Genomic DNA, 22,162 nt, shown 5'->3' with positions numbered 1-22,162 from the left:
GGGTGCGAACAGAGAATTGTTTGATAGAGCTTGGAACAGAAGAGCTTCCACCTAAAGCGCTTAAGTCTCTTGGCGAAGCCTTTGCACAGCAATTTGAGGCAGCACTTAGCGCTGCTGAGCTTAGTTTTACCAGCGTAAGCTGGTTTGCAGCACCACGTCGCTTAGCTGTTTATGTTTCTGCGTTGGCTGAAAGCCAAGCTGATAAAACGGTAGAAAAACGCGGCCCTGCTGTAAGTGCCGCTTTTGATGCAGATGGCAACCCTACTAAAGCCGCTCAAGGTTGGGCCCGTGGTAATGGTATTAGTGTAGAAGATGCTGAACGCCTTGTTACCGACAAAGGTGAATGGCTGTTGCACAAAGCGCACGTGCCAGGCAAACAGATTGGCGAGTTACTAGCGTCTTTACTTAACCAGGCTATTGCTAAGCTTCCTATCCCTAAAGCGATGCGTTGGGGTAATTACACTACGCAATTTATTCGCCCAGTTCATACCCTTACGGCGCTGTATGGCAGTGAAGTAGTGAACTTAACCGCGTTAGGCTTAGCAAGCGGAAGGACTATTCAAGGTCATCGCTTCCATGGTGAAGCGCGTTTTGAGCTAGACCATGCTGACAACTACGCAAGTGCCTTGGAAGCGCATTACGTGGTAGCTGATTTTACCGCGCGTAAAGACAAGGTACGTGAGCAACTACAAACTGCTGCTGATGCGCTTTCGCTTACACCTGATTTTAACGAAGACCTGCTTGAAGAAATTGCTTCATTGGTTGAATGGCCGGTAGTGATGCAAGCAAGCTTTGAAGAAGGCTTCTTAGCGGTGCCTAAAGAAGCGCTTATTTACACCATGAAAGACGATCAGAAATATGTGCCATTGCTTGATAGCGAAGGTCAGCTTTCTAACACGTTCTTATTTGTCAGTAATATTGAAAGCCAAGATCCTATTCAGGTAATAAGCGGAAATGAAAAAGTTATTCGCCCTCGCCTAGCTGATGCTGAGTTCTTCTTTAACAGTGATAAAAAGACATCACTTGAAAGCAGACTTGCCAGCCTTGAGAGCGTGCTTTTCCAAAAGCAATTAGGAACACTTAAAGAAAAATCTGAACGTATTTCTGCGCTATCTGGTTTTATTGCGTCACAAATCGACGCGAATGAAGCCCTTGCGGCTCGTGCAGGTTTACTTGCTAAAACTGATTTGATGACCAACATGGTAATGGAATTCCCAGACGTACAAGGCGTTATGGGTAAATACTATGCGTTAAATGATGGTGAAGATGCGGCGGTTGCTGAAGCGCTTTACGAACAGTATATGCCTAGATTTGCCGGTGACGCTTTGCCTTCACCAGGCGTTAGTGCTGCATTAGCGCTTGCTGACAAGCTAGATACGCTGGTTGGAATTTTTGGTATAGGTCAATTACCGAAAGGTGACAAAGACCCGTTCGCGTTACGCCGTGCCGCTATTGGTGTGCTACGTATTATCACCGAGCTTTCACTGCCTCTAGACCTTGAAGTGCTTGTTGCTAAAGCGGGTGAAGTTTACGGAGATAAGCTTTCTAATCAAGACTTCCAAGCACAGGTTGTCGACTTTGTACTAGCAAGATTTGTCGCGGTGTTGCAAGACCAAGGTATCGCTATTGATGTTATTCAAGCGGTTTCAGCAAGACGCCCTACTCAGCCAAGCGATTATGTGGCCCGTGTAAACGCCGTAGCAGAGTTTAAACAACTTGAAGAAGCCCAAGCATTGGCAGCAGCTAATAAGCGTGTTGCGAACATTCTAGCTAAGCAAGGTGTTGATAGCAGCGTTAATGCATCTATCGATGAATCTTTGTTAAGTGAAGACGCTGAAAAGGCACTTTATAGCGCGCTAATGTCTGCTGAATCTGTGGTAACTTCCGCTGTTACTACTCAAGATTACACTAAGATACTTTCTACTATGGCTACACTACGAAGTGCCATTGATAGTTTCTTCGATGACGTAATGGTAATGGCAGAAGATGACGCGGTTAAACAAAACAGACTTGCGTTGTTATCGCTTTTAAGGCAACTTTTCCTTACTACCGCAGACATTTCCCTGTTGGCGAAGTCTTAAATTAGTTTGGTAAGTAAGCTATAGACTACAAACGCTCAACATCTGTTGGGCGTTTTTTATTGGAGTTAATGTGAATAGAACCCTTTTAGTCATTATTTTTTCGCTTTTTGTTTCTGCCTGTTCAAGCACTAGTGGGTTTTCTATCCCCGAGGTAGCCCAACCCGCGCCAAAAATACAGTTCGAAAATTTGTATCTTCGAGGCGTATTTAATTGGTGGGAAGCCACATCAGCCTATCAATTTAAAAAAGATAGTAACGGTTGGTATGTCAATGTAGAGCTTATCGCTGATGGACAACCCTATGACTTTCGTTTGTCTGATGCTATTTGGACACCGAGTCAAAGTTGTGGAGGTAATTACAAGGGTCAGCCGGTCATGGTAAGTACTAAGATATTTTTAGTCTGTAAACAAGGTTCTGAGAACCTACAATTTACCCCCTCTAATACCGGTATTTATCGTTTTCAGATTGCGCCTGCAGACGACAATGAAGTGAGTTTGGTGATAACTCGAACGCAGTAAGGTTTGGTTCCTAGCTGCTTATATGTCGCTTATACATAGCGCTACAAATTAGAAAAGAGTAGGTATCAAACCCTACTCTTTTTTTTGACCTAGCCTTTTTGCATTAGCGTATTATCTTTTTAATTAACGCTGATTAAGGCTCTCAATCGTCACTACGTTGCCTAATTGTCTTTGCTTAACCACATCTCCCGCCATGGCATCATTATCGAATTTTTAAAAGACATAGCGCGGCGTTATTTTGTCTTCATGACCATCATAACCCGATGCAATATCGTCCTCTTCTGTAAGGTATATTATTTTCCACCTCACACTCACTTTGCCCCACTCCATATACTTCAGGCGCGACTCTGTGAGTACTACAGAGGTTTTCTTGTGGCATTTTTTTGGGGGGGGTAGCAAGTCAATCGGCAGGTAATCTGTTGTAGGAGGATATCCTAAGGCCACAAGTCTAGGTGTAAGTGTAAATATTGCGTATGTTAGGTGGGGTTTAACAATAAAAAAGCCCGGATCCTTTCTAAAGAAGCCAGGCTTTTTCTTTATCTTTTCACACTAATCTAACGTGTGGGGTCATTGACCTCTTACACGTCTAAATTTTCTACTCTTAACGCGTTAGCTTCAATGAAGTTTCTTCTTGGTTCTACTTGGTCACCCATTAGCGTAGTAAACAACTGGTCACACGCTATAGCATCTTCAATTTTAACTTGAAGCATTCTACGACCTTCAGGATCCATGGTGGTTTCCCAAAGCTGGCTTGGGTTCATCTCACCTAGCCCTTTATAGCGCTGAATGTACTGACCACGTTTAGCTTCACTCATTAACCAATCTAGTGCTTCTTTAAATGACTCTACAGGCATTTTACGATCACCACGTTGTATAAACGCATTTGCGCTCATCATGTCGTTAATCGCCAAATTAAGCTCTTTAAGACGCTGATATTCAGTAGACTCAATAAAGTCGTGACCAATTACGTATTCGTAATCGATACCATGCATACGCATGATAATGGTGATATAGAACTCGCTAAGTTCGATGTCTCTGCGAATTTCATAGCGGTATGTTGCGCCATCATTTTCACGTTCAGTAAGCTGTGCAACAAAGTGTTCAGCTACGTTTGCTAGTGTGCTTTCATCTTTTAAATCTTCTAGATTCAATGTAGGCGTATAAATCATTCTATAAAGAATAGAGGAAGGCATTAAACGCTTCATGCGCGTAATCATCTTCTCTGCTGATTGGTATAAGGTTACCAATTGCTCTAACGCTACACCGCTAATACCTGGGTCATCATCACTGGTGTGCAGAGATGAACCATCAATTGCGATAGAAGTCAGGTATGCCGTTAACGCATCATCATCTTTCAAATACTGCTCTTGCTTACCTTTTTTCACTTTATAAAGTGGCGGCTGTGCAATATAAATATAACCACGTTCGATGATTTCTGGCATTTGACGATAGAAGAATGTCAGTAGCAATGTACGAATGTGCGAGCCATCCACATCAGCATCCGTCATGATAATAATGCTGTGATAACGTAGTTTTTCTGGGTTATATTCGTCGCGGCCAATACCGCAGCCTAGTGCAGTGATTAGCGTGGCAACTTCTTGTGAAGAAAGCATTTTGTCAAAACGTGCTTTCTCAACGTTTAATATTTTCCCTTTAAGCGGAAGAATAGCTTGGTTCTTACGGTTTCGTCCCTGCTTGGCAGAACCGCCAGCAGAGTCCCCTTCCACTATATATAGTTCGCTTAGTGCAGGATCTTTTTCCTGACAATCAGCAAGCTTACCCGGTAAACCAGCTAAGTCTAACGCGCCCTTACGGCGAGTCATTTCACGTGCTTTACGTGCTGCGTCACGAGCTCGTGCAGCATCGATAATCTTACCTGCAATAATTCTACTTTCGGCAGGGTTCTCAAGTAAGAACTCAGCAAGTTTTTCGTTCATTGCTGATTCAACTGCTGTTTTCACTTCTGATGAAACCAGCTTATCTTTAGTTTGAGATGAGAATTTAGGGTCAGGAACTTTCACTGATACAACAGCCGTTAAACCTTCACGCGCATCATCACCGCTCGTGTTAGTTTTGGCCTTTTTGTTCATACCCTCTTTTTCCATGTAGTTATTAAGCGTTCTTGTTAACGCACCACGGAAACCGGCTAAGTGAGTACCACCGTCTCTTTGAGGAATGTTGTTAGTAAAGCAGTAAATGTTTTCTTGGAAGCCATCATTCCACTGCATAGACACTTCTACTGAAATACCATCTTCTTGTTCATGCGTAAAATGGAAAACCTTCTGGTGAACAGGTGTCTTCTTTTGATTCAAGTATTCAACAAAAGCTTTAATTCCACCTTCGTACATGAAGTGATCTTCTTTACCGTCACGCTCGTCTTTCAATCGAATTGAAATACCAGAGTTAAGGAAAGATAACTCTCTTAAACGTTTAGCTAGAATATCGTAATGAAATAAGGTGTTAGTAAAGGTATCTGAGCTTGGCCAAAAGCGAACACTAGTACCTGTTTTATCAGTTTCACCAATGACAGCTAAAGGCGCTTGAGGAACACCATGTTGATATTCTTGTTCGTGTGTTTTGCCTTCACGACGAATACGAAGCTTCAACTTGCTCGATAATGCGTTTACTACTGAAACACCAACGCCGTGTAGTCCGCCAGATACTTTATAAGAGTTATCATCGAACTTACCGCCAGCATGCAGAACTGTCATAATAACTTCAGCCGCAGACACACCTTCTTCTTCGTGCACTGCAGTTGGAATTCCTCTACCGTCATCGTATACAGAAACAGAGCCATCTGTGTGTATTTGCACAACGATTTCTGAACAGTGTCCAGCCAATGCTTCATCTATCGAGTTATCAACAACCTCGAAAACCATGTGGTGAAGTCCTGTACCATCGTCCGTGTCACCGATATACATACCAGGACGCTTTCGTACGGCGTCTAATCCTTTAAGTACCTTGATACTGGACGAGTCGTAATTATTCTGTTCTGACATACTAGGTTTTACTCCTCTTTCACGCTTCCATGTTCCACGTGAAACATTTTCTTTTCGTTATATTTTTGTATGAATTCAAGCTGCGAAGATTCAATTGCAGTAACGAAAACCTGCGTATCCATATCCAACAGCCCGTCTATAAATAACTCACGTTTATCGGCGTCAAGTTCTGCGCCTACATCATCTAACAAGAAGATACTCTTCCTGTTAGTTAAAGTATTAAATAGTTCTGTTTGCGCCATTTGCAGCGCCGCAACAGCCATTCTAAGCTGCCCACGTGATAATAACTCTTGGGCATTAACCCCATTAACTTTTAGCTTAATATCAGCCTTATGGGGGCCAGAAGTTGTATGACCTATTTTACCATCATACTCACGTTTTTTAACTAAGCTTTCTGCTAAAGACGCATCTTTTTCCCATCCTTTGTAGTAATTAAGGGAAACTTCGTACTCAGCTAGAAATGTTGTCGCATATTTTTCAAAAATAGGCGTCAGTTTTGATATATAGTCTTCTCGTTTTATCGACAGCGCTTCTGCCCGCTCTAAAAAACATTGTTCCCAATACTGGTTTTGTGGTGCCGACAAATCAGACTGCTGTTTCAATAGTGCATTACGGTGCTTAAGAAATTTTGAAAACTGTACTGACAGCATTTGGAAGTCATGTTCCACGTGAAACAATCCCCAATCACAAAATCGTCTACGTTCAGAAGGCGAACCTAAAATGAGGTCAGTACTTTGGGGTGTAAACAGTTGAACGGGTACTAGACTGACTAAGTCAGAAAGTTTATTTGAATGCTCACCGTTAATACTACATGTGAATGTGTCGTTTCTTCTACGCTGAAAGCCTACGTTTAACGTTTCACTTTCTTCGTTTTTGCAGCTAGCAAATACACTAAACTCCTCTTCCCCCGTCTTAATAACAGATGTGTGTTTATTAGTACGAAAGGAGCGGCCAAAACCTAAATAGAAAATGGATTCAACCAGTGATGATTTTCCACTGCCATTTACACCGCGGATAATTGTTAACGCAGGAGAAGGTGAAAGATTAGCAGATGAAATGTTACGGAAGTTCGTAAGCTGGACTTTGTCCAGTTTCATAAGAGGACTCGGTAAAAAGGACGGTAATAAGAGATAAACAGCAGCGATGGAAGAAAACGATTAATCGTAACCACCATCGCCGATAGATAATGAAATATATTAATAATTACAGACGCATTGGCATAATGACATAAAGTGCAGCATCGTCAGCAGCATCTTCAATCAATGCACTCGCATTAGAATCAGACAAACTGATTTTCACATCGTCAGACCCTAGCGAATTCAATACATCAATAAGATAAGCGACATTGAACCCAATTTCTAAATCGTCGCCTTGGTAGCTTACATCTACAATTTCTTCGGCTTCTTCTTGCTCTGGGTTATTAGCTGTAATTTTCAGTTCACCAGAAGAAAGATTTAAACGAACCCCACGAAACTTTTCATTAGATAAAATGGCTGCTCGTGAAAACGCGTCTTTCAGTACCGCTTTACTGGCAATAATTTCTTTATCACCATCTTGAGGTAGTACACGACGATAATCAGGGAATCGGCCATCTACAAGTTTAGAGGTGAAGATGAAGTCGTTTGAAAAAATACGTAAATGGTTTGCGCCTATTTGTACTTTTAATGACTTATCGTCTTCAGTGATCAAACGAGATATTTCAAGCACACCCTTACGAGGAATAATAACTTGTCGGGCAGGAAGCGTGGTCTCATAGCTTAAACGACATAGTGCTAGACGATGACCGTCAGTTGCCACAGTGCGAATAATATTTTCTTCCGTCTCTAAAGACATACCGTTCAAATAATAGCGGACATCTTGTTGCGCCATTGAAAAACTTGTTGAATCAATCAAGCGCTTCATATCGCTACAAGTGATCTCAAACTCTACTTCACCTTCCCAATCTTCTAGATTTGGATAATCGTTGGCTGATAAAGTAGATAGAGTGTAACGACCACGCCCTGCTTTTATCAGCGCTTTGTTAACATCTATAGAGAAATGAACATCGGTGCCTTCAGAAATACCTCGAATAATATCGAAGAGCTTCTTAGCAGGAACGGTGATTTCGCCTTCGGTGAACTCCCCTTCCAACTTAACGCTAGAAATGAGCTCAACCTCTAAATCTGTACCTGTTAGCCATAGTGCGTCTTCACTAACTTTAATGAGCACGTTAGAGAGAATAGGTAATGTGTGTCTACGCTCTACAGCCCCCGATACCAGCTGAAGGGGTTGTAAGAATTGTTCGCGGCTTATACTAAATTTCATTGCTGTGCTATCTCGCCTCTAAAGGTCATTTTTAGGAAGACAAAGTCCGAATGAGGTTCTTATAGTCTTCTTTTATATCATGACTTTCTTCTCTAAGCTGCGTTATTTTTCTGCAGGCATGAAGTACCGTTGTATGGTCTCGACCACCAAAGGCATTTCCTAACTCAGGCAAACTATGATTGGTTAGCTCTTTCGCTAATGCCATCGCCACTTGTCTGGGCCGTGCAACACTTCGACTTCTTCGCTTAGATAAAATGTCAGCAACTTTAATCTTATAATAATCTGCCACAGTTTTCTGAATATTATCAACCGTAACTAATTTTTCTTGAAGCGCTAATAAATCTCTTAGGGCTTCACGTACAAAATCGATGGTTATCGGGCGACCGGTGAAGTTAGCGTTGGCAATCACTCGATTCAGTGCCCCTTCTAACTCACGAACATTCGAACGCAATCGTTTAGCAATAAAGAAAGCAACTTCATTAGGCAAGTGAATACGGTTCTCGGCAGCTTTACGCATTAAGATGGCAACTCGAGTCTCTAATTCAGGGGGTTCTATAGCAATGGTTAAACCCCAACCGAAACGAGACTTAAGACGGTCCTCTACCCCATCAATTTCTTTAGGGTACCTATCAGACGTAAGTATGATTTGCTGATTACCTTCAAGTAACGCATTAAAGGTATGAAAGAATTCCTCTTGAGAACGTTCTTTATTAGCAAAGAATTGAATGTCATCAATTAATAACGCATCCACTGAACGGTAGAAGCGTTTGAAGTCTTCTATCGCATTATTTTGTAGTGCCTTAACCATATCTTGAACAAAGCGCTCAGAGTGCATATACACAATTTTGGCATTTTCATTATTCGCGACAATGCCATTACCTACTGCATGCAATAAGTGGGTTTTACCTAAACCAGTTCCGCCATAAATAAATAACGGATTATAAGAACTACCCGGGTTATTCGCTACTTGCGTAGCAGCGGCACGAGCCAATTGGTTAGATTTACCTTCTACGAAATTATCGAACTGATAAGTCGGGTTAATATTACTTTTATGCTTGGCCGCTTCTGGGATCGGGATCACTTTAGGCTGCTGAGGCGCAGATCGCATTGTGTTAGATCCAGCACTTCGTTGATCATACTGTCTATTGTCATGATTAGACGCAGAGTGGCTTTGCTGACTGTAGCCCGTTTGGGGCATGGCAGAGCGGGCACTCGCCTGAACAGGTGATGGCGCAGTATTGTTGTTATTATCAATAGATTGCTGATCGATTCCCGCTTGCCCAGTCTTATTTCCTGACGATCGTCCTGAATATGGGTTAGACGATTGACCTGAACCTTGGCTAAATGACTGACTAGGTGCTTGGTTATACGATTGACTAACAGCTTGGCCTTGGTTTTCGTTGTGCCCCTGATTTTGGTTTTGAGCTTGCTGCGGCGCAGGTGAAGCAGCAGCTCTACTGCGGCTCAAGCTTTCTCTACTCATAACATCAAGACGTAACTGAGGTGCATTTGGACCTGCAAATTCCCGCAGTAACCCGGTAATATTATCAAGATACTTATCTCTTACCCAATCAAGAATAAAACGGTTAGGGGCAAATAAAGCCACAACACCTTCTTCCTCTTGAGGAACCAAAGGTCTGATCCACATACTAAATTGTTGCGTGGGTAATTCTTGACGCAAACGTTCAAGACATTGATTCCATAAAGACATGTAAGTTACTTAGCTCCGGTAACTCGCAAATAACAACCAATACAAAGAAACAGGCACCGAAATGCGCGCCAAGAAGAAAAATCAGGCGGATGTATATTGTTGGGTAGCAGCGAGAATTTGTTTTATCGTTTTAATAGCTGTGGATTATCTTACTTTATCAACAAAAAGTAAATGGCGATCTTTGGAGATCATTAGGATCAAGCTCGTAACTAGCTGATAAATATGAAAAGACTGCTTATTCGAAAATGTGCTTAATTTAGCTAAAATTAGAATTAAAATACGTATTTTTAAATGAGATCGCAGCCTAAATGCGGTACTTAACGGCGTAAAATTTAAAAAACTGTGGATAAAACGCCAATTATAACCAGCTTATTCACAGTTAAAATTATCGCGACTGATTAGCTTTTAAGCCTTATCAGCAAACTTTGTTCACAATTTCTACCGAAATAATGGATTATTGATTGACAGTAGCCCCCGAGATCTCTAGAATTCAGCGTCCTTTTTCGATGGGCTTTTCTGGTGATAAGCACAACTTACTCTGGCAACAGAATAAAGTGTTTACCAAAAACGCCTATGTTTAATTAAATATAAGTGAGACTTTGGTCATGAAAAGAACATTTCAACCGAGCAATTTGAAGCGTAAGCGTTCTCACGGTTTTCGTGCACGTATGGCGACTAAAAATGGTCGTAAAATACTAGCAGCTCGCCGTGCAAAAGGCCGCGCTCGTCTTTCTGCTTAAGCTTAAGTAGAAAGCACCTAAAGTGGGCGAAAATCATTTTTCACGGGAGTTACGTCTGTTAACTCCCACCCACTTTACCTATGTGTTTGATAATGCAATTCCAGCTGTATCTCCCTCGTTTACCATCCTTGCAAGAACCAATACTCTACCATCTCCACGTTTAGGCATTACACTTGCCAAAAAGCGCATTCGTAAAGCTCACGACCGTAATCGTTTAAAACGTCTAATTCGTGAAAGTTTTCGCCATAAACAACATGATCTCCCAAATGTGGATATTATCGTAATTGGTAAATCTGGTGCTGATAAACTTAGCAATCAAGAGATTTTCGCAACGATGGATAAGCTATGGAAAAAATTAGCCAAACGTTGCAACGCGTCTTAATCGCGATACCACTGATACTCATAAAACTGTATCAATGGTTTATATCTCCTATTTTAGGACAACGCTGTCGTTTTCATCCATCATGTTCTTGGTATGCTATTGAAGCATTAAAAACACATGGATTAGTAAAAGGCGGTTGGCTATCAATCAAACGCATATTAAGATGCCATCCTTTGCATGCCGGTGGTTACGACCCAGTACCGGAAAAACAACAAGATAAACACTCAAAATAAAGAGACCTATATGGAATCGCAACGTAGTTTTCTGATAATTGGCCTAGCGCTGGTCAGCTTTTTGCTTTGGCAACAATGGCAAAAAGAATACGGACCTCAACCTGTACAGCAAGTACAAACTGAGCAAGCCGAACAGGTATCACAAGGTGTGCCATCATTTGATGAAGCGCAATCTGAAGATGTGCCTACCGGTGATAGCGTACCTGCAGCTAAACCAATGGCTAGCGCATCAAATGCTAACCGCATTATCGAAGTTAAAACTGATGGCTTAGACCTTCGCATCGACTTATTGGGTGGCGACGTTATTACCGCCGACTTATTGAAGTTTCCAGTTACCCAAGGCTCTGATGAACCTTATAGCTTATTACGTTCAGGTAACAACCTATATGTAGCGCAAAGTGGTCTTATTGGTGCTAATGGCCCAGATGCTAGCAGCAGTGGTCGCCCTGTTTATCGTACCGACAGCAATTTCTACGAGATGACCGGTGATACGCTAGAAGTACCTTTGGTATGGAAAAACGACCAAGGACTTACTGTTACCAAAACGTTCATCTTCAAAAAAGACCATTACAACGTTGCGGTAAATTATACGGTTCAGAATAACTCAGGTGCTGCGGCTAATGTGCAGCAGTATGCACAACTGAAACAAGTTATTGATGCGGAAGACGATGGCAACATGTTTATGCCTACCTATCGCGGCGCAGCGTATTCAACCGAAGAAGACCGTTATCAAAAATACACCTTTGATGATATTGCAGATGACAAGTTGCGTGAAACGACCAAGGCTGGCTGGGCTGGTATGCTAGAGCACTATTTTGTTTCTGCTTGGGTACCACCACAAGATCAAGTTAACACCATTTACTCGCGCAATATTTCAAATCAATACGCGGTTATCGGTGTATTGATGCCTGCGGCAGTGGTTAATACCGGCGAAGCAAAAACGTTGTCTAGCACCCTTTATATGGGTCCAAAAGATCAAGACAAGTTAAAAGAGATCGCCCGCGGATTAGATTTAACCGTCGATTACGGCATTTTGTGGTGGATATCGCAATCACTGTTTTCTTTGCTTACGTTCCTTCACAGCTTGGTGAATAACTGGGGTGTGGCCATCATCTTAATAACTATCGTAGTGAAAGGTGCTATGTACTGGCTGACTAAGAAGCAATACGAGTCTATGGCTCGCATGCGTAACTTAGCGCCTAAAATGCAACAACTTAAAGACCGTTTTGGCGATGACAGACAAAAAATGTCTCAGTCGATGATGGAGCTTTACAAGAAAGAAAAAGTTAACCCAATGGGTGGTTGCTTACCGCTCGTACTTCAAATGCCAATATTCCTAGCACTCTATTGGGTGTTAATGGAAAGTGTTGAATTACGCCATGCAGACTTCGCATTGTGGATCACTGATTTATCAGTGAAAGACCCGTACTTTGTATTGCCTATATTAACGGGCGCAAGTATGTACTTGTTGCAGAAACTACAACCTACAACGATTACGGACCCTATGCAGCAGAAGATAATGCAGTTCATGCCTGTGGCAATGAGTGTGTTCTTCCTATGGTTCCCAGCAGGTCTAGTATTATACTGGTTAGTAAGTAACATCATTACGTTAGTACAAGCCAAAATGATATATGCTTCTATGGAGAAGCGGGGAATTAAATAGCAACGTCTATTTCTTTTATAATAAACAGCCCGCCAATTGCGGGCTGTTTTGTCTACGAGGATAAATTAACTATGCCATCATTTGATATTGTGTCTGAAATCAATATGGAAGAAGTGCGTAACGCCACTGAAAATGCTCACCGAGAACTTGCCACACGTTTTGATTTTCGCGGTATTGAAGCGAGCTTTGAATACAAAGAAAAAACTGTGGTAATGAAAGCGGAAGCTGAATTCCAGTTGCAGCAAATGGAAAGTATGTTTAGAACCGCATGTTCTAAACGAAACCTAGATACTTCTTTTATTGATATGAAGCCCTTTGATGCTAACGGCAAAACCTATCGTCAAACGATTGCTTTTAAAGAAGGCATAGAACAGCCTATTGCGAAGAAGATCGTAAAAATAATTAAAGACGCGAAAATTAAAGTACAAACGGCTATTCAAGGTGAAGAACTTCGAGTAACCGGTAAAAAGCGTGACGATTTACAACAAGCCATGGCCTTGGTTAAATCATCAGATTTAGGTCAGCCTTTTCAATTTAAGAACTTTCGCGACTAAAATATGGATTCACATATCATCACAACCGATACCATTACCGCTCAAGCCACTGCCCCTGGGCGCGGTGGTGTTGGAATAGTGCGGGTTTCAGGTCCCTACGCAAGGGCTATCGCTGAGGTATTAGTTCCCACAGCGCTAACGCCAAGATTGGCGACCTATACCCCGTTTGTCGATAGCCAACAAAACGTTATCGACCAAGGTATCGCGCTGTTCTTCAAAGGGCCTAATTCATTTACGGGCGAAGATGTATTAGAACTACAAGGTCATGGCGGCCAGGTTGTGATGGATATGCTTATTGACGCAGTGTTATCCACTGGCAAGGCGCGATTAGCCAACCCAGGTGAGTTCAGTGAACAAGCCTTTATTAACGACAAGCTCGATTTAGCGCAAGCTGAGGCTATCGCTGATTTAATAGATGCCAGCTCTAAACAAGCGGCAAGAAGCGCGCTACGTTCTTTACAGGGCGAGTTTTCAACCCAAATTCAAACCTTATCCGATCAAATCGTTCATTTACGCATGTACGTTGAAGCCGCAATCGACTTTCCTGAAGAAGAAATTGATTTCTTATCTGATGGCAAAGTGTCTGGTGACTTAGCCGCCATACTTGCGCATCTTCAAGTGGTACGAGAGCAAGCCAAACAGGGAAGCCTGCTTAGAGAAGGGATGCAGGTGGTTATTGCCGGGCGCCCTAATGCGGGTAAATCAAGTTTACTTAATGCCTTGGCTGGCCGGGATAGCGCCATAGTCACCGAGATTGCAGGTACTACCCGTGATGTATTAAAAGAGCATATTCACATTAACGGTATGCCGGTACATATCATTGATACCGCTGGTCTTCGTGATAGCCCTGATAAAGTAGAAAAAATTGGTATTGAGCGAGCCTGGCAAGCTATTAGCGAAGCCGATCACGTACTGTTTGTTACCGATTCAACCACTACCGACATAGCAGATCCCTATAAAATTTGGCCTGAATTTATGGCGCGCTTACCAGAGGGTATTCCTACCACGGTAATCAAAAACAAAGCGGATTTAAGCGACTTACAAGTAGGCCTGAATCAAGTGAAAACAGAACATGGCGACATTCCCGTTCTTAATATTTCAGCAAAACAAAGCGACGGTATAGATACCCTTCGGGATCATTTAGCCAAAACCATGGGTTTCGACACTACCACTGAAGGGCAATTCATCGCCCGTAGACGTCACCTAGATGCGTTGGAAAAAGCCTACGAATATGTGGTGATAGGCGAACAACAACTTCATGATGCTATGGCCGGTGAATTACTTGCAGAAGAACTTCGATTAGCCCATCAGTCATTATGTGAAATCACTGGTGAATTCACCTCAGACGACTTACTTGGTAAGATATTTTCATCTTTCTGCATTGGTAAATAATTGATGACAACGCACTACGAAATAATTGTGGGTACCATGCTCGGCGCTTCAGAATATGTAGCCGAAGCTATCGCGAAAACACTTGAACAGCAGGGCAATACTTTCACTATTCATCTTGAACCAACGCTTAGCGACGTTAATAAAGATTCAACATGGATAGTGTGTACATCAACCCATGGTGCCGGTGAACTACCTGATAATATCCAACCTTTTACGAAATCGTTAAAAGGCGCAGATTTGAATGGCGTGAATTTCTATGTGATTGGTTTAGGTGACACTAGTTACGATACCTTCTGCCATGGCGCAAAAGAGATAGAAACCGCGATGAAAAATACCGGCGCTACCCTTCTTGCCGCGCCCATACACATTGATGTGTTAGAACACCCTATTCCAGAAGATGAAGCGGTAGCCCGCTTTGAAAGCACGCTGGAAACTGCATGAGCACCACGCTAACGCAAGCTGAACTCGCGGTACTGCAATCGCCATTATCTAACGATTGCCGCGTACTTTACTTGCTTGGCTTACGCCCAACAGCCAATACGGCGTCAACGGCAACTGCCCCTATCGATTATAAGTTCTTACTGTCGCTATTAAACGGCGAACAAAAAGACCTCCCCTATCAACGTGGTCGGCAAATCAATAGCCTGTTGAAACAGCTTGAACTTGTTGGGCTGGTGGTTTTTCCAGAAGCGTTGGATTTAGAGCATTCTATCAATGGCAAAGCCCTACTTCTGCCCTTAATAAATAATGCACAATCGAATTTTGATGCCCTGCATAAATCCCATTTTGCTATTTCAGCAGCTTGGAAACCAAACAAGGATCTATTCTTAGAAATGGCTTCTCTACTCGGTATTATTGATACTGAATATGATGACAATGAAGTTGGAGAATTCATTTCATACTGGCTTGGCAGGCCTGGAACGATACTTAGTGAATTCCAGTGGACACAAAAATTCGCACACAATATTAAACATAAACGCGTAGCCGCGGGCTATTCTCCTGTAAGAAAAGTAGGAAATCAGCAAGTGAAAGTTGCAGCTGGTATCGAAGCGGATGATAATGCAAGAAAGCTGGTGGAAAAATACGCCACATCGACAAAGAAGAACTAACGCTATGGATCGAATTACAGACAAAATTGCGAATCTTGCAAAGGCACTTAACAAGCCTTCAGAGCCTAGTGATGAATATATCGATTACGCAACGCTTAGAAAGCAATATGAGAACCAAGCAAACCAAGAGATTGGTCAACTACAACAGCGCTCTAAAAAAGCGCGTGTAGAAGCCATTCATGGGCGTTCTGATCTAAATCCAAAATGGACATTCGCTAATTTAATTGAAGACAGTGACGATGTTATTGAAGCAGTATCTATCGCTCAGTCTTTCATTGCCGCCCACGATGATCCAGCATGGCGCCAAAGCGGCTCACACATGATGTTATTCTACGGCGATTATGGCCGAGGTAAGTCTCATATTGCAGGTGCGATCGCCCATCAACTCATAGAACAATATGAGATTTCCGTGTTGTATAGGCAGCTTTCAACCCTATTGGAAATGCGTTATTCCTCTTACGATTTTAGTGCCACAGACAACATAGGCCAGAAATTTAGAGAAGCAAACCAGGAACTACTTGAAGTCGATTTGCTCATTCTTGATGAAGTGTGTGTGAATGAAACCGTACTTAAAAAGAATACGCAAAGCTGGTTAGGCAACTTATTGCGGCAACGATTGGTGAATAAAAAGAACTGTATCTTGATCACTAACCACAGTTTAGGCGAGCTAGAGCACGCTATGGGGCGCTATTGCTTTGAGTCAGTCAAAGAATACGATACTTACAAAGTACGCTTTCAAGGGCCAAGTAGACGTGAAGGCTTAACCCAAGATGAAGCCGAAGCACAGAATATCACACCAAGATATCAACCTAATCAGGTACGCTAAACCAAAAGCCACAGGCAGTAAGCGTTAAAAGATCATTAAATCCCCCCTCGTGATTCTCTAAAAGAGTGTCATTAATGATGATCATTACTCCCTTGTGGCACTAATTTTTCTGTTTCCTCCATAAATTTTAAATTATTTTCCTGATCACAAAATAAAAAATCATGGGTGATCATATGATCCATTCATAAATTGTGGAAAGATCTCATCCACAGTTAGATCGCTCTGAAAGCCATATTCTATGCTTAGTTAACGATCTAACAGTAGCAATAACCAACATTTTATCCCCAATGCGATCACATCTTGATCAGTGTTGTGGATAGGATCCTACAAACCACTGTGTATAAGCTCTTACTGAAGAATGAGTAACTTTATTCACAATTGCCCATGTGGATAACTAAGGGGTTTATACACAAGATTATGAGGGGGTTATCGATCTGTATTACACAACCTTTTAGATCGTGTAACTTCATGATCTGAAACTGCTTTAAAGGGTTACTAACAGATCTTGCTGATCCTAATAATAATAAAAATAAACAGATCTATATAAGATCTTAAGATCAATAAAGCCAAGTCGAAAAGAAATGAACAACAGCATTGAAGAAAATTTAACCATTTTCTTTAGTCAATAAGTCAGCTAAAATACGCGCCCTTTTTTCGACTTGTACAGAAAAGAAAAAAGTTACTCCATTTACGTTAATAGTGAGGTTCGATATGTATTACACCCAAGCATTTGATGTCATCGTAGTCGGTGGTGGTCATGCTGGAACAGAGGCTGCGCTAGCTGCTGCTCGCATGGGATCAAACACCTTACTGTTAACTCATAACATTGAAACCATTGGACAGATGTCTTGTAACCCAGCGATCGGTGGGATCGGCAAAGGTCATTTGGTAAAAGAAATTGACGCACTTGGTGGTGCAATGGGTTTGGCTGCCGATCAAGGTGGTATTCAGTTTAGAACTTTGAATTCAAGCAAAGGACCAGCGGTACGAGCAACGCGTGCTCAAGCTGACAGAACCCTTTACCGCCAAGCCATTCGTAAAATCGTAGAAAGCCAAGAAAACCTCACGTTGTTTCAACAAAGCGTTGACGATCTTGTTGTTGAAAACGATCAGGTGACTGGTGTGGTTACCCAAATGGGGCTAAAATTTAAAGCCAAAACCGTGGTACTCACAGTAGGAACCTTCTTAGGCGGCACGATTCACATAGGCCTTGAGAACTATCGTGGTGGACGCGCAGGCGATCCCCCTTCGATAGCCCTCGCAGATCGTTTACGTGCCTTACCGTTTCGTGTAGACCGCTTAAAAACCGGTACACCTGCACGATTAGATGCCCGTTCGTTAGATTTTAGTGTGATGCAGGCACAACCTGGTGATAATCCAACGCCGGTATTTTCATTCATGGGCAACCGTGAAATGCATCCACAACAGATCCCGTGTTACATCACGCACACTAACGAAAAGACACACGATATTATTCGAGGCGGACTTGATCGTTCTCCTATGTTCACTGGCGTAATTGAAGGTATTGGCCCTCGTTACTGCCCAAGCATTGAAGATAAGATCACCCGTTTTGCAGACAAAGATTCGCATCAAATTTTTGTAGAGCCAGAAGGGTTAAATAGCATTGAGGTTTACCCAAATGGTATTTCAACAAGCTTGCCTTTCGATATTCAAATGAATCTTGTGCGCTCAATCAAAGGTTTTGAGAACGCGCATATTGTTCGTCCAGGCTATGCGATTGAATATGATTTCTTTGATCCTAGAGATTTGAAACAAACTTTAGAAAATAAATTTATCAAAGGTTTGTTTTTTGCTGGCCAAATTAATGGCACAACCGGGTACGAAGAAGCCGGTGCGCAAGGCCTTATTGCTGGTGCTAATGCATCGCTGCAAGCACAAGAAAAAGATCCGCTTATTTTACGTCGCGATCAAGCCTACATGGGTGTATTGATTGACGATCTGGCTACTATGGGAACGAAAGAACCCTATCGCATGTTTACCAGCCGTGCAGAGTATCGATTACTCCTTCGTGAAGACAACGCCGATAGTCGCTTAACCGCGTTAGGTCGTGAGATAGGCTTGGTAGACGACGCACGTTGGGCGGCGTTCAATACTAAAATGGAAGCGGTTGAAGGTGAGTTGCAACGCTTGCGTGGTCAATGGGTACATAAAGATCATGGTGCTACGCCAGCACTTAACACCCTGCTTAAAACGCCAGTAAGCAAAGAGCATTCGCTAGAAGAACTGATACGTCGACCTGAAATGACCTATCGTCAATTGATGGATATTGAAAGTATTGGGCCTGGTTTAGCCGATCCCATTGCGGCAGAACAAGTTGAGATCCAAATTAAGTACGCAGGTTATATTGCCCGTCAAATGGACGAAATAGCCAAAACACAACGTCACGAAAATTCACTGTTACCGGTTGATCTCGATTTTACTAAAATCTCAGGTTTATCAAACGAAGTGGTAGCGAAACTCACAGAAGCGAGACCTGAGACCATAGGTAAAGCGTCGCGCATCTCTGGAATTACACCGGCCGCTATTTCCTTGCTTTTGGTGTATTTGAAAAAGCACGGCATGTTAAGAAAACACGATAAATTAAGCGCTTAAGCAGATTTCAATTTATGAGTTTAGAGCAAGAATTACACGAAATACTGGCCTCGGGCCTTGCGGCACAATCACTTCAATTAAGCGATGATCAGCAAGCGAAGCTAGTGGGCTTTGTATTATTGATTGATAAATGGAACAAAGCCTACAACCTGACATCGGTGCGCGATCCGAAACAAATGATGGTAAAACATATTTTGGACTCATTAGCGATATATCCATATTTAGCTAAACATGAAGCCAAACATATCATTGATGTCGGCACTGGCCCTGGTTTGCCAGGTATGCCCCTTGCGATAGCGTTTCCTGACACAGCATTTACCTTGCTAGATAGTTTAGGTAAGCGTGTTCGGTTTATGACCCAATGTGTCCATACCCTTAAATTATCTAACGTTACGCCTGTTCAAAGTCGTGTTGAAGCACATACCCCAGCGCAACCGTATGATATAGTACTTAGCCGAGCGTTCGCTTCGTTAAAAGATATGTTGCACTGGTGCCAACATCTGGTAAATTCAGACGGGCAGTTCCTTGCACTTAAAGGGCAGTTTCCAGAAGACGAATTGAAAGAAGTGAGTGATCACTATCAGGTGATCAAAACGGAGAGTCTCACTGTTCCTAATCTGGTGGGCGAACGACACCTCGTTTGGATTAAAAAGGCATAACAGGACTTATTGTGGCAAAGGTAATCGCGATCGCGAATCAAAAAGGTGGTGTGGGTAAAACCACTACTGCAGTGAATGTTGCAGCATCAATGGCTGCAACAAAACGTAAAGTGCTACTGATTGATCTTGATCCACAAGGTAACGCAACCATGGGAAGCGGCGTCGACAAATACGATGTTCACGCTACCGCGTTTGAATTGCTTATCGAAGAACAACCTATCAACGACGTTATTGTAAAAAATACAGCGGGTAAATTTGATTTAGTGGCTGCGAACGGTGACGTGACGGCAGCTGAAATTAAGTTGATGGAAATGTTTGCCCGTGAAGTGCGCCTTAGAAATGCGTTAAAACCTGTTCTCGATTATTACGATTTTATCTTTATTGACTGCCCTCCTTCACTAAACCAACTTACGGTGAATGCATTAGCTGCTGCTGATTCAGTCATGGTGCCGATGCAATGTGAATATTACGCACTCGAAGGGTTAACGGCGTTAATGGATACCATTCAAAAACTCGCATCAGTGGTAAATCCTGAATTGAAGATTGAAGGGGTATTGCGTACTATGTACGACCCTCGTAATCGCCTTGCCAACGATGTTTCCGAACAGCTTAAACGTCACTTTGGTGAGCAAGTATATCGTACTGTCATTCCGCGCAACGTGCGCCTAGCTGAAGCGCCAAGTTTCGGTACACCGGCGATGTACTACGATAAGTCTTCTACAGGGGCTAAAGCATATTTAGCATTGGCGGGTGAAATTCTTCGTCGTCGTGATAAATCTGCGCCAAGTCAGGCGAAAGCCAGTTAAATTATAATAAAGCGTAATGCATATCAGCAAATAGGCCATTGAGGGAAATATGTCAGCAAGAAAAAGAGGGCTAGGTCGCGGTTTGGATGCGCTATTAGCAACCAGTCAATCGACGTCGCAAAGAGAAACAGATGCTGCGGCGACAGAAGCTACACAAAGCGAACTTAGTAAATTACCTATAGAATTTCTTGTGCCTGGCAAATATCAGCCTCGCAAAGACATGTCACCTGATGCCCTTGAAGACCTTGCTTCCTCTATTCGTGCCCAAGGTATTATTCAACCCATCGTTGTTCGCAAAGTAGACGACAATAAGTACGAAATTATTGCGGGTGAACGTCGCTGGCGTGCATCGCAACTTGCGCAACTTGATGAAGTTCCTTGTCTTGTTAAAGATGTACCTGATGAGGCCGCGGTTGCCATCGCGCTAATTGAGAATATTCAGCGTGAAGATTTAAACGCGATGGAAGAGGCGCAAGCATTAGACCGTCTAATGAATGAATTCTCCTTAACCCACCAAGAAGTTGCTGAAGCTGTGGGTAAATCTCGTACAACCGTGACCAACTTGCTTCGACTTAACAATCTTAATGATGACGTTAAGTTGCTAGTTGAGCATGGTGATATTGAAATGGGTCATGCTCGCGCATTACTCGCCCTTGACGGTGAGCAACAATCAGAAGCGGCAAATGTTGTTTCGGGTAAAGGTTTAACGGTTCGTGATACAGAAAAGCTGGTCAAAAAGCTACTTGAACCAGAAAAACCGAAGCAAGAGAAGCAAATTGATCCAGATGTGCAAAACCTTATGACCCGACTTTCAGAAAATTTAGGGGCACCGGTAACAATAGACCATAACGCAAAAGGGAAAGGTAAATTAGTCATTAGCTTCGACGACTTACAACAATTAGACGGAATAATCAATAAAATTCAGTAGGTTATGTTTATATTCTGAAAGATGGTAAGTATGAATAACGAGGTCATTCATTCCTTAAACTTGGGCTGTGGACAGCCTCCTTTCCGGTTATAGCCTTAGAATATCTTCAGAATAGCTTTCAAAATGCGATGTACTGTTGAAAAATGTCGGTAAAACAGTATACTTCTGACGCTTTTCGTTAGACATGAACAAGCAGAAGGGCAACGTGAAAAACAAGTTAGCTGAACATGGAGTATTTATTGCCAAAAAAGGCATTCTGTTTCAGTTAGTCACGGCACTAATAATAACCCTTTTGGCGGGTATTATCGCAGGTCAACATTCTGCAATATCAACCGCCGCTGGCGCAGTGATAAGCATACTGCCAACAGCGATTTTTTCGGGGTTTGCATTTAAATATGCTGGTGCAAGTAAAAACGAACTTGTTGCCCAAAGTTTTAGCCAAGGTTCAAAATTGAAACTGGCACTGACAATCATTTTATTTGTAGTGACATTTGCAGGCTTAAATGCCGCGCCGCTAGAAGTTTTTGTGGCTTATGTCGTTACAACCGCCAGTCACGCACTGGCCATGTTCCGTTATGGTACGAAGTAGTCAAACAATAACGATTAATAAATAACTACTGAATACTTGCTTACGAATATGTACTG

General features: G+C 42.4%; 20 protein-coding genes. 16 read left to right on the top strand and 4 right to left on the bottom strand.

Going from position 1 to position 22,162, the window contains the following annotated elements; translation table 11 throughout:
* Positions 1-2: 2 nt before the first annotated feature.
* Entirely contained in the window at positions 3-2,081 is a 2,079-nt protein-coding gene (gene glyS, locus J5X92_RS04130) for a glycine--tRNA ligase subunit beta (protein WP_208804735.1), read from the top strand.
* 70 nt (positions 2,082-2,151) lie between these two features.
* Entirely contained in the window at positions 2,152-2,598 is a 447-nt protein-coding gene (locus J5X92_RS04125; RefSeq protein ID WP_208804734.1) for a hypothetical protein, read from the top strand.
* 578 nt (positions 2,599-3,176) lie between these two features.
* Here the strand turns inward: J5X92_RS04125 and gyrB are convergent.
* The 4 genes from gyrB to dnaA all read right to left on the bottom strand — a co-directional run bounded on the left by gyrB (position 3,177) and on the right by dnaA (position 9,612).
* Positions 3,177-5,597 (bottom strand): DNA topoisomerase (ATP-hydrolyzing) subunit B, encoded by a 2,421-nt coding sequence (gene gyrB / locus J5X92_RS04120; protein ID WP_013782509.1) that lies wholly within the window; start codon positions 5,595-5,597, stop codon positions 3,177-3,179.
* 8 nt (positions 5,598-5,605) lie between these two features.
* Complete coding sequence (gene recF / locus J5X92_RS04115; protein WP_208804732.1) at positions 5,606-6,694, bottom strand: DNA replication/repair protein RecF; 1,089 nt, start codon at positions 6,692-6,694, stop codon at positions 5,606-5,608.
* Positions 6,695-6,800: 106 nt separating this feature from the next.
* Positions 6,801-7,901 (bottom strand): DNA polymerase III subunit beta, encoded by a 1,101-nt coding sequence (dnaN, locus tag J5X92_RS04110; RefSeq protein ID WP_208804730.1) that lies wholly within the window; start codon positions 7,899-7,901, stop codon positions 6,801-6,803.
* 31 nt (positions 7,902-7,932) lie between these two features.
* Positions 7,933-9,612, bottom strand: a complete 1,680-nt coding sequence (gene dnaA / locus J5X92_RS04105) for a chromosomal replication initiator protein DnaA (protein ID WP_208804728.1) — start codon at positions 9,610-9,612, stop codon at positions 7,933-7,935.
* 605 nt (positions 9,613-10,217) lie between these two features.
* Between dnaA and rpmH the strand changes: the two genes are divergently transcribed.
* The 14 genes from rpmH to J5X92_RS04035 all read left to right on the top strand — a co-directional run bounded on the left by rpmH (position 10,218) and on the right by J5X92_RS04035 (position 22,106).
* Entirely contained in the window at positions 10,218-10,352 is a 135-nt protein-coding gene (gene rpmH, locus J5X92_RS04100) for a 50S ribosomal protein L34 (RefSeq protein ID WP_049791785.1), read from the top strand.
* Between the two features lie 22 nt (positions 10,353-10,374).
* Positions 10,375-10,734: a ribonuclease P protein component gene (gene rnpA, locus J5X92_RS04095; RefSeq protein WP_013786828.1), complete on the top strand. Its 360-nt coding sequence runs from the start codon at positions 10,375-10,377 to the stop codon at positions 10,732-10,734.
* The gene (gene yidD / locus J5X92_RS04090; protein WP_013786827.1) at positions 10,719-10,967 is read left to right on the top strand and encodes a membrane protein insertion efficiency factor YidD; all 249 of its coding nucleotides are present in this window, start codon (positions 10,719-10,721) and stop codon (positions 10,965-10,967) included. The genes rnpA and yidD overlap by 16 nt, the downstream gene beginning before the upstream one ends.
* A 10-nt stretch (positions 10,968-10,977) precedes the next feature.
* Positions 10,978-12,630 carry a membrane protein insertase YidC gene (gene yidC / locus J5X92_RS04085; RefSeq protein WP_208804726.1) on the top strand — a complete coding sequence of 551 codons (1,653 nt, stop codon included), beginning with the start codon at positions 10,978-10,980 and terminating at the stop codon, positions 12,628-12,630.
* Between the two features lie 71 nt (positions 12,631-12,701).
* Positions 12,702-13,184 carry a YajQ family cyclic di-GMP-binding protein gene (locus J5X92_RS04080; RefSeq protein WP_057795044.1) on the top strand — a complete coding sequence of 161 codons (483 nt, stop codon included), beginning with the start codon at positions 12,702-12,704 and terminating at the stop codon, positions 13,182-13,184.
* Positions 13,185-13,187: 3 nt separating this feature from the next.
* The gene (gene mnmE, locus J5X92_RS04075) at positions 13,188-14,576 is read left to right on the top strand and encodes a tRNA uridine-5-carboxymethylaminomethyl(34) synthesis GTPase MnmE (protein ID WP_208804724.1); all 1,389 of its coding nucleotides are present in this window, start codon (positions 13,188-13,190) and stop codon (positions 14,574-14,576) included.
* Between the two features lie 3 nt (positions 14,577-14,579).
* A complete protein-coding gene (mioC, locus tag J5X92_RS04070) occupies positions 14,580-15,017 on the top strand; it encodes an FMN-binding protein MioC (RefSeq protein ID WP_208804722.1) in 438 nt (145 codons plus the stop codon).
* Positions 15,014-15,685: a DnaT-like ssDNA-binding domain-containing protein gene (locus J5X92_RS04065; RefSeq protein ID WP_208804720.1), complete on the top strand. Its 672-nt coding sequence runs from the start codon at positions 15,014-15,016 to the stop codon at positions 15,683-15,685. Before mioC ends, J5X92_RS04065 begins: the two co-directional genes overlap by 4 nt.
* Positions 15,686-15,689: 4 nt before the next feature.
* On the top strand, positions 15,690-16,511 hold the full coding sequence (locus J5X92_RS04060; RefSeq protein WP_208804718.1) for an ATP-binding protein: 822 nt from the start codon (positions 15,690-15,692) through the stop codon (positions 16,509-16,511).
* Between the two features lie 711 nt (positions 16,512-17,222).
* Positions 17,223-19,124 (top strand): tRNA uridine-5-carboxymethylaminomethyl(34) synthesis enzyme MnmG, encoded by a 1,902-nt coding sequence (gene mnmG, locus J5X92_RS04055; protein ID WP_013786820.1) that lies wholly within the window; start codon positions 17,223-17,225, stop codon positions 19,122-19,124.
* Positions 19,125-19,138: 14 nt separating this feature from the next.
* Positions 19,139-19,783: a 16S rRNA (guanine(527)-N(7))-methyltransferase RsmG gene (gene rsmG / locus J5X92_RS04050; protein WP_013786819.1), complete on the top strand. Its 645-nt coding sequence runs from the start codon at positions 19,139-19,141 to the stop codon at positions 19,781-19,783.
* Positions 19,784-19,794: 11 nt separating this feature from the next.
* Positions 19,795-20,589 (top strand): ParA family protein, encoded by a 795-nt coding sequence (locus tag J5X92_RS04045; protein ID WP_013786818.1) that lies wholly within the window; start codon positions 19,795-19,797, stop codon positions 20,587-20,589.
* A gap of 49 nt (positions 20,590-20,638) precedes the next feature.
* The gene (locus J5X92_RS04040) at positions 20,639-21,517 is read left to right on the top strand and encodes a ParB/RepB/Spo0J family partition protein (RefSeq protein WP_208804716.1); all 879 of its coding nucleotides are present in this window, start codon (positions 20,639-20,641) and stop codon (positions 21,515-21,517) included.
* Between the two features lie 205 nt (positions 21,518-21,722).
* Positions 21,723-22,106 (top strand): ATP synthase subunit I, encoded by a 384-nt coding sequence (locus J5X92_RS04035; protein WP_013786816.1) that lies wholly within the window; start codon positions 21,723-21,725, stop codon positions 22,104-22,106.
* The last annotated feature ends 56 nt before the right edge of the window (positions 22,107-22,162 follow it).

The sequence above is a fragment of the Alteromonas sp. K632G genome (assembly GCF_017653625.1).
Taxonomy (GTDB): domain Bacteria; phylum Pseudomonadota; class Gammaproteobacteria; order Enterobacterales; family Alteromonadaceae; genus Alteromonas; species Alteromonas naphthalenivorans.
This window is presented reverse-complemented; position numbering and strand designations above follow the sequence as displayed.

What these genes read in the sequence shown, in the direction of transcription:
- gyrB (WP_013782509.1), bottom strand. Translation starts at nt 5,597, where the DNA reads ATGTCAGAACAGAATAATTACGACTCGTCCAGTATCAAGGTACTTAAA.
- recF (WP_208804732.1), bottom strand. Translation starts at nt 6,694, where the DNA reads ATGAAACTGGACAAAGTCCAGCTTACGAACTTCCGTAACATTTCATCT.
- dnaN (WP_208804730.1), bottom strand. Translation starts at nt 7,901, where the DNA reads ATGAAATTTAGTATAAGCCGCGAACAATTCTTACAACCCCTTCAGCTG.
- dnaA (WP_208804728.1), bottom strand. Translation starts at nt 9,612, where the DNA reads ATGTCTTTATGGAATCAATGTCTTGAACGTTTGCGTCAAGAATTACCC.
- rpmH (WP_049791785.1), top strand. Translation starts at nt 10,218, where the DNA reads ATGAAAAGAACATTTCAACCGAGCAATTTGAAGCGTAAGCGTTCTCAC.
- yidC (WP_208804726.1), top strand. Translation starts at nt 10,978, where the DNA reads ATGGAATCGCAACGTAGTTTTCTGATAATTGGCCTAGCGCTGGTCAGC.
- J5X92_RS04080 (WP_057795044.1), top strand. Translation starts at nt 12,702, where the DNA reads ATGCCATCATTTGATATTGTGTCTGAAATCAATATGGAAGAAGTGCGT.
- mnmE (WP_208804724.1), top strand. Translation starts at nt 13,188, where the DNA reads ATGGATTCACATATCATCACAACCGATACCATTACCGCTCAAGCCACT.
- mioC (WP_208804722.1), top strand. Translation starts at nt 14,580, where the DNA reads ATGACAACGCACTACGAAATAATTGTGGGTACCATGCTCGGCGCTTCA.
- J5X92_RS04065 (WP_208804720.1), top strand. Translation starts at nt 15,014, where the DNA reads ATGAGCACCACGCTAACGCAAGCTGAACTCGCGGTACTGCAATCGCCA.
- J5X92_RS04060 (WP_208804718.1), top strand. Translation starts at nt 15,690, where the DNA reads ATGGATCGAATTACAGACAAAATTGCGAATCTTGCAAAGGCACTTAAC.
- mnmG (WP_013786820.1), top strand. Translation starts at nt 17,223, where the DNA reads ATGTATTACACCCAAGCATTTGATGTCATCGTAGTCGGTGGTGGTCAT.
- rsmG (WP_013786819.1), top strand. Translation starts at nt 19,139, where the DNA reads ATGAGTTTAGAGCAAGAATTACACGAAATACTGGCCTCGGGCCTTGCG.
- J5X92_RS04040 (WP_208804716.1), top strand. Translation starts at nt 20,639, where the DNA reads ATGTCAGCAAGAAAAAGAGGGCTAGGTCGCGGTTTGGATGCGCTATTA.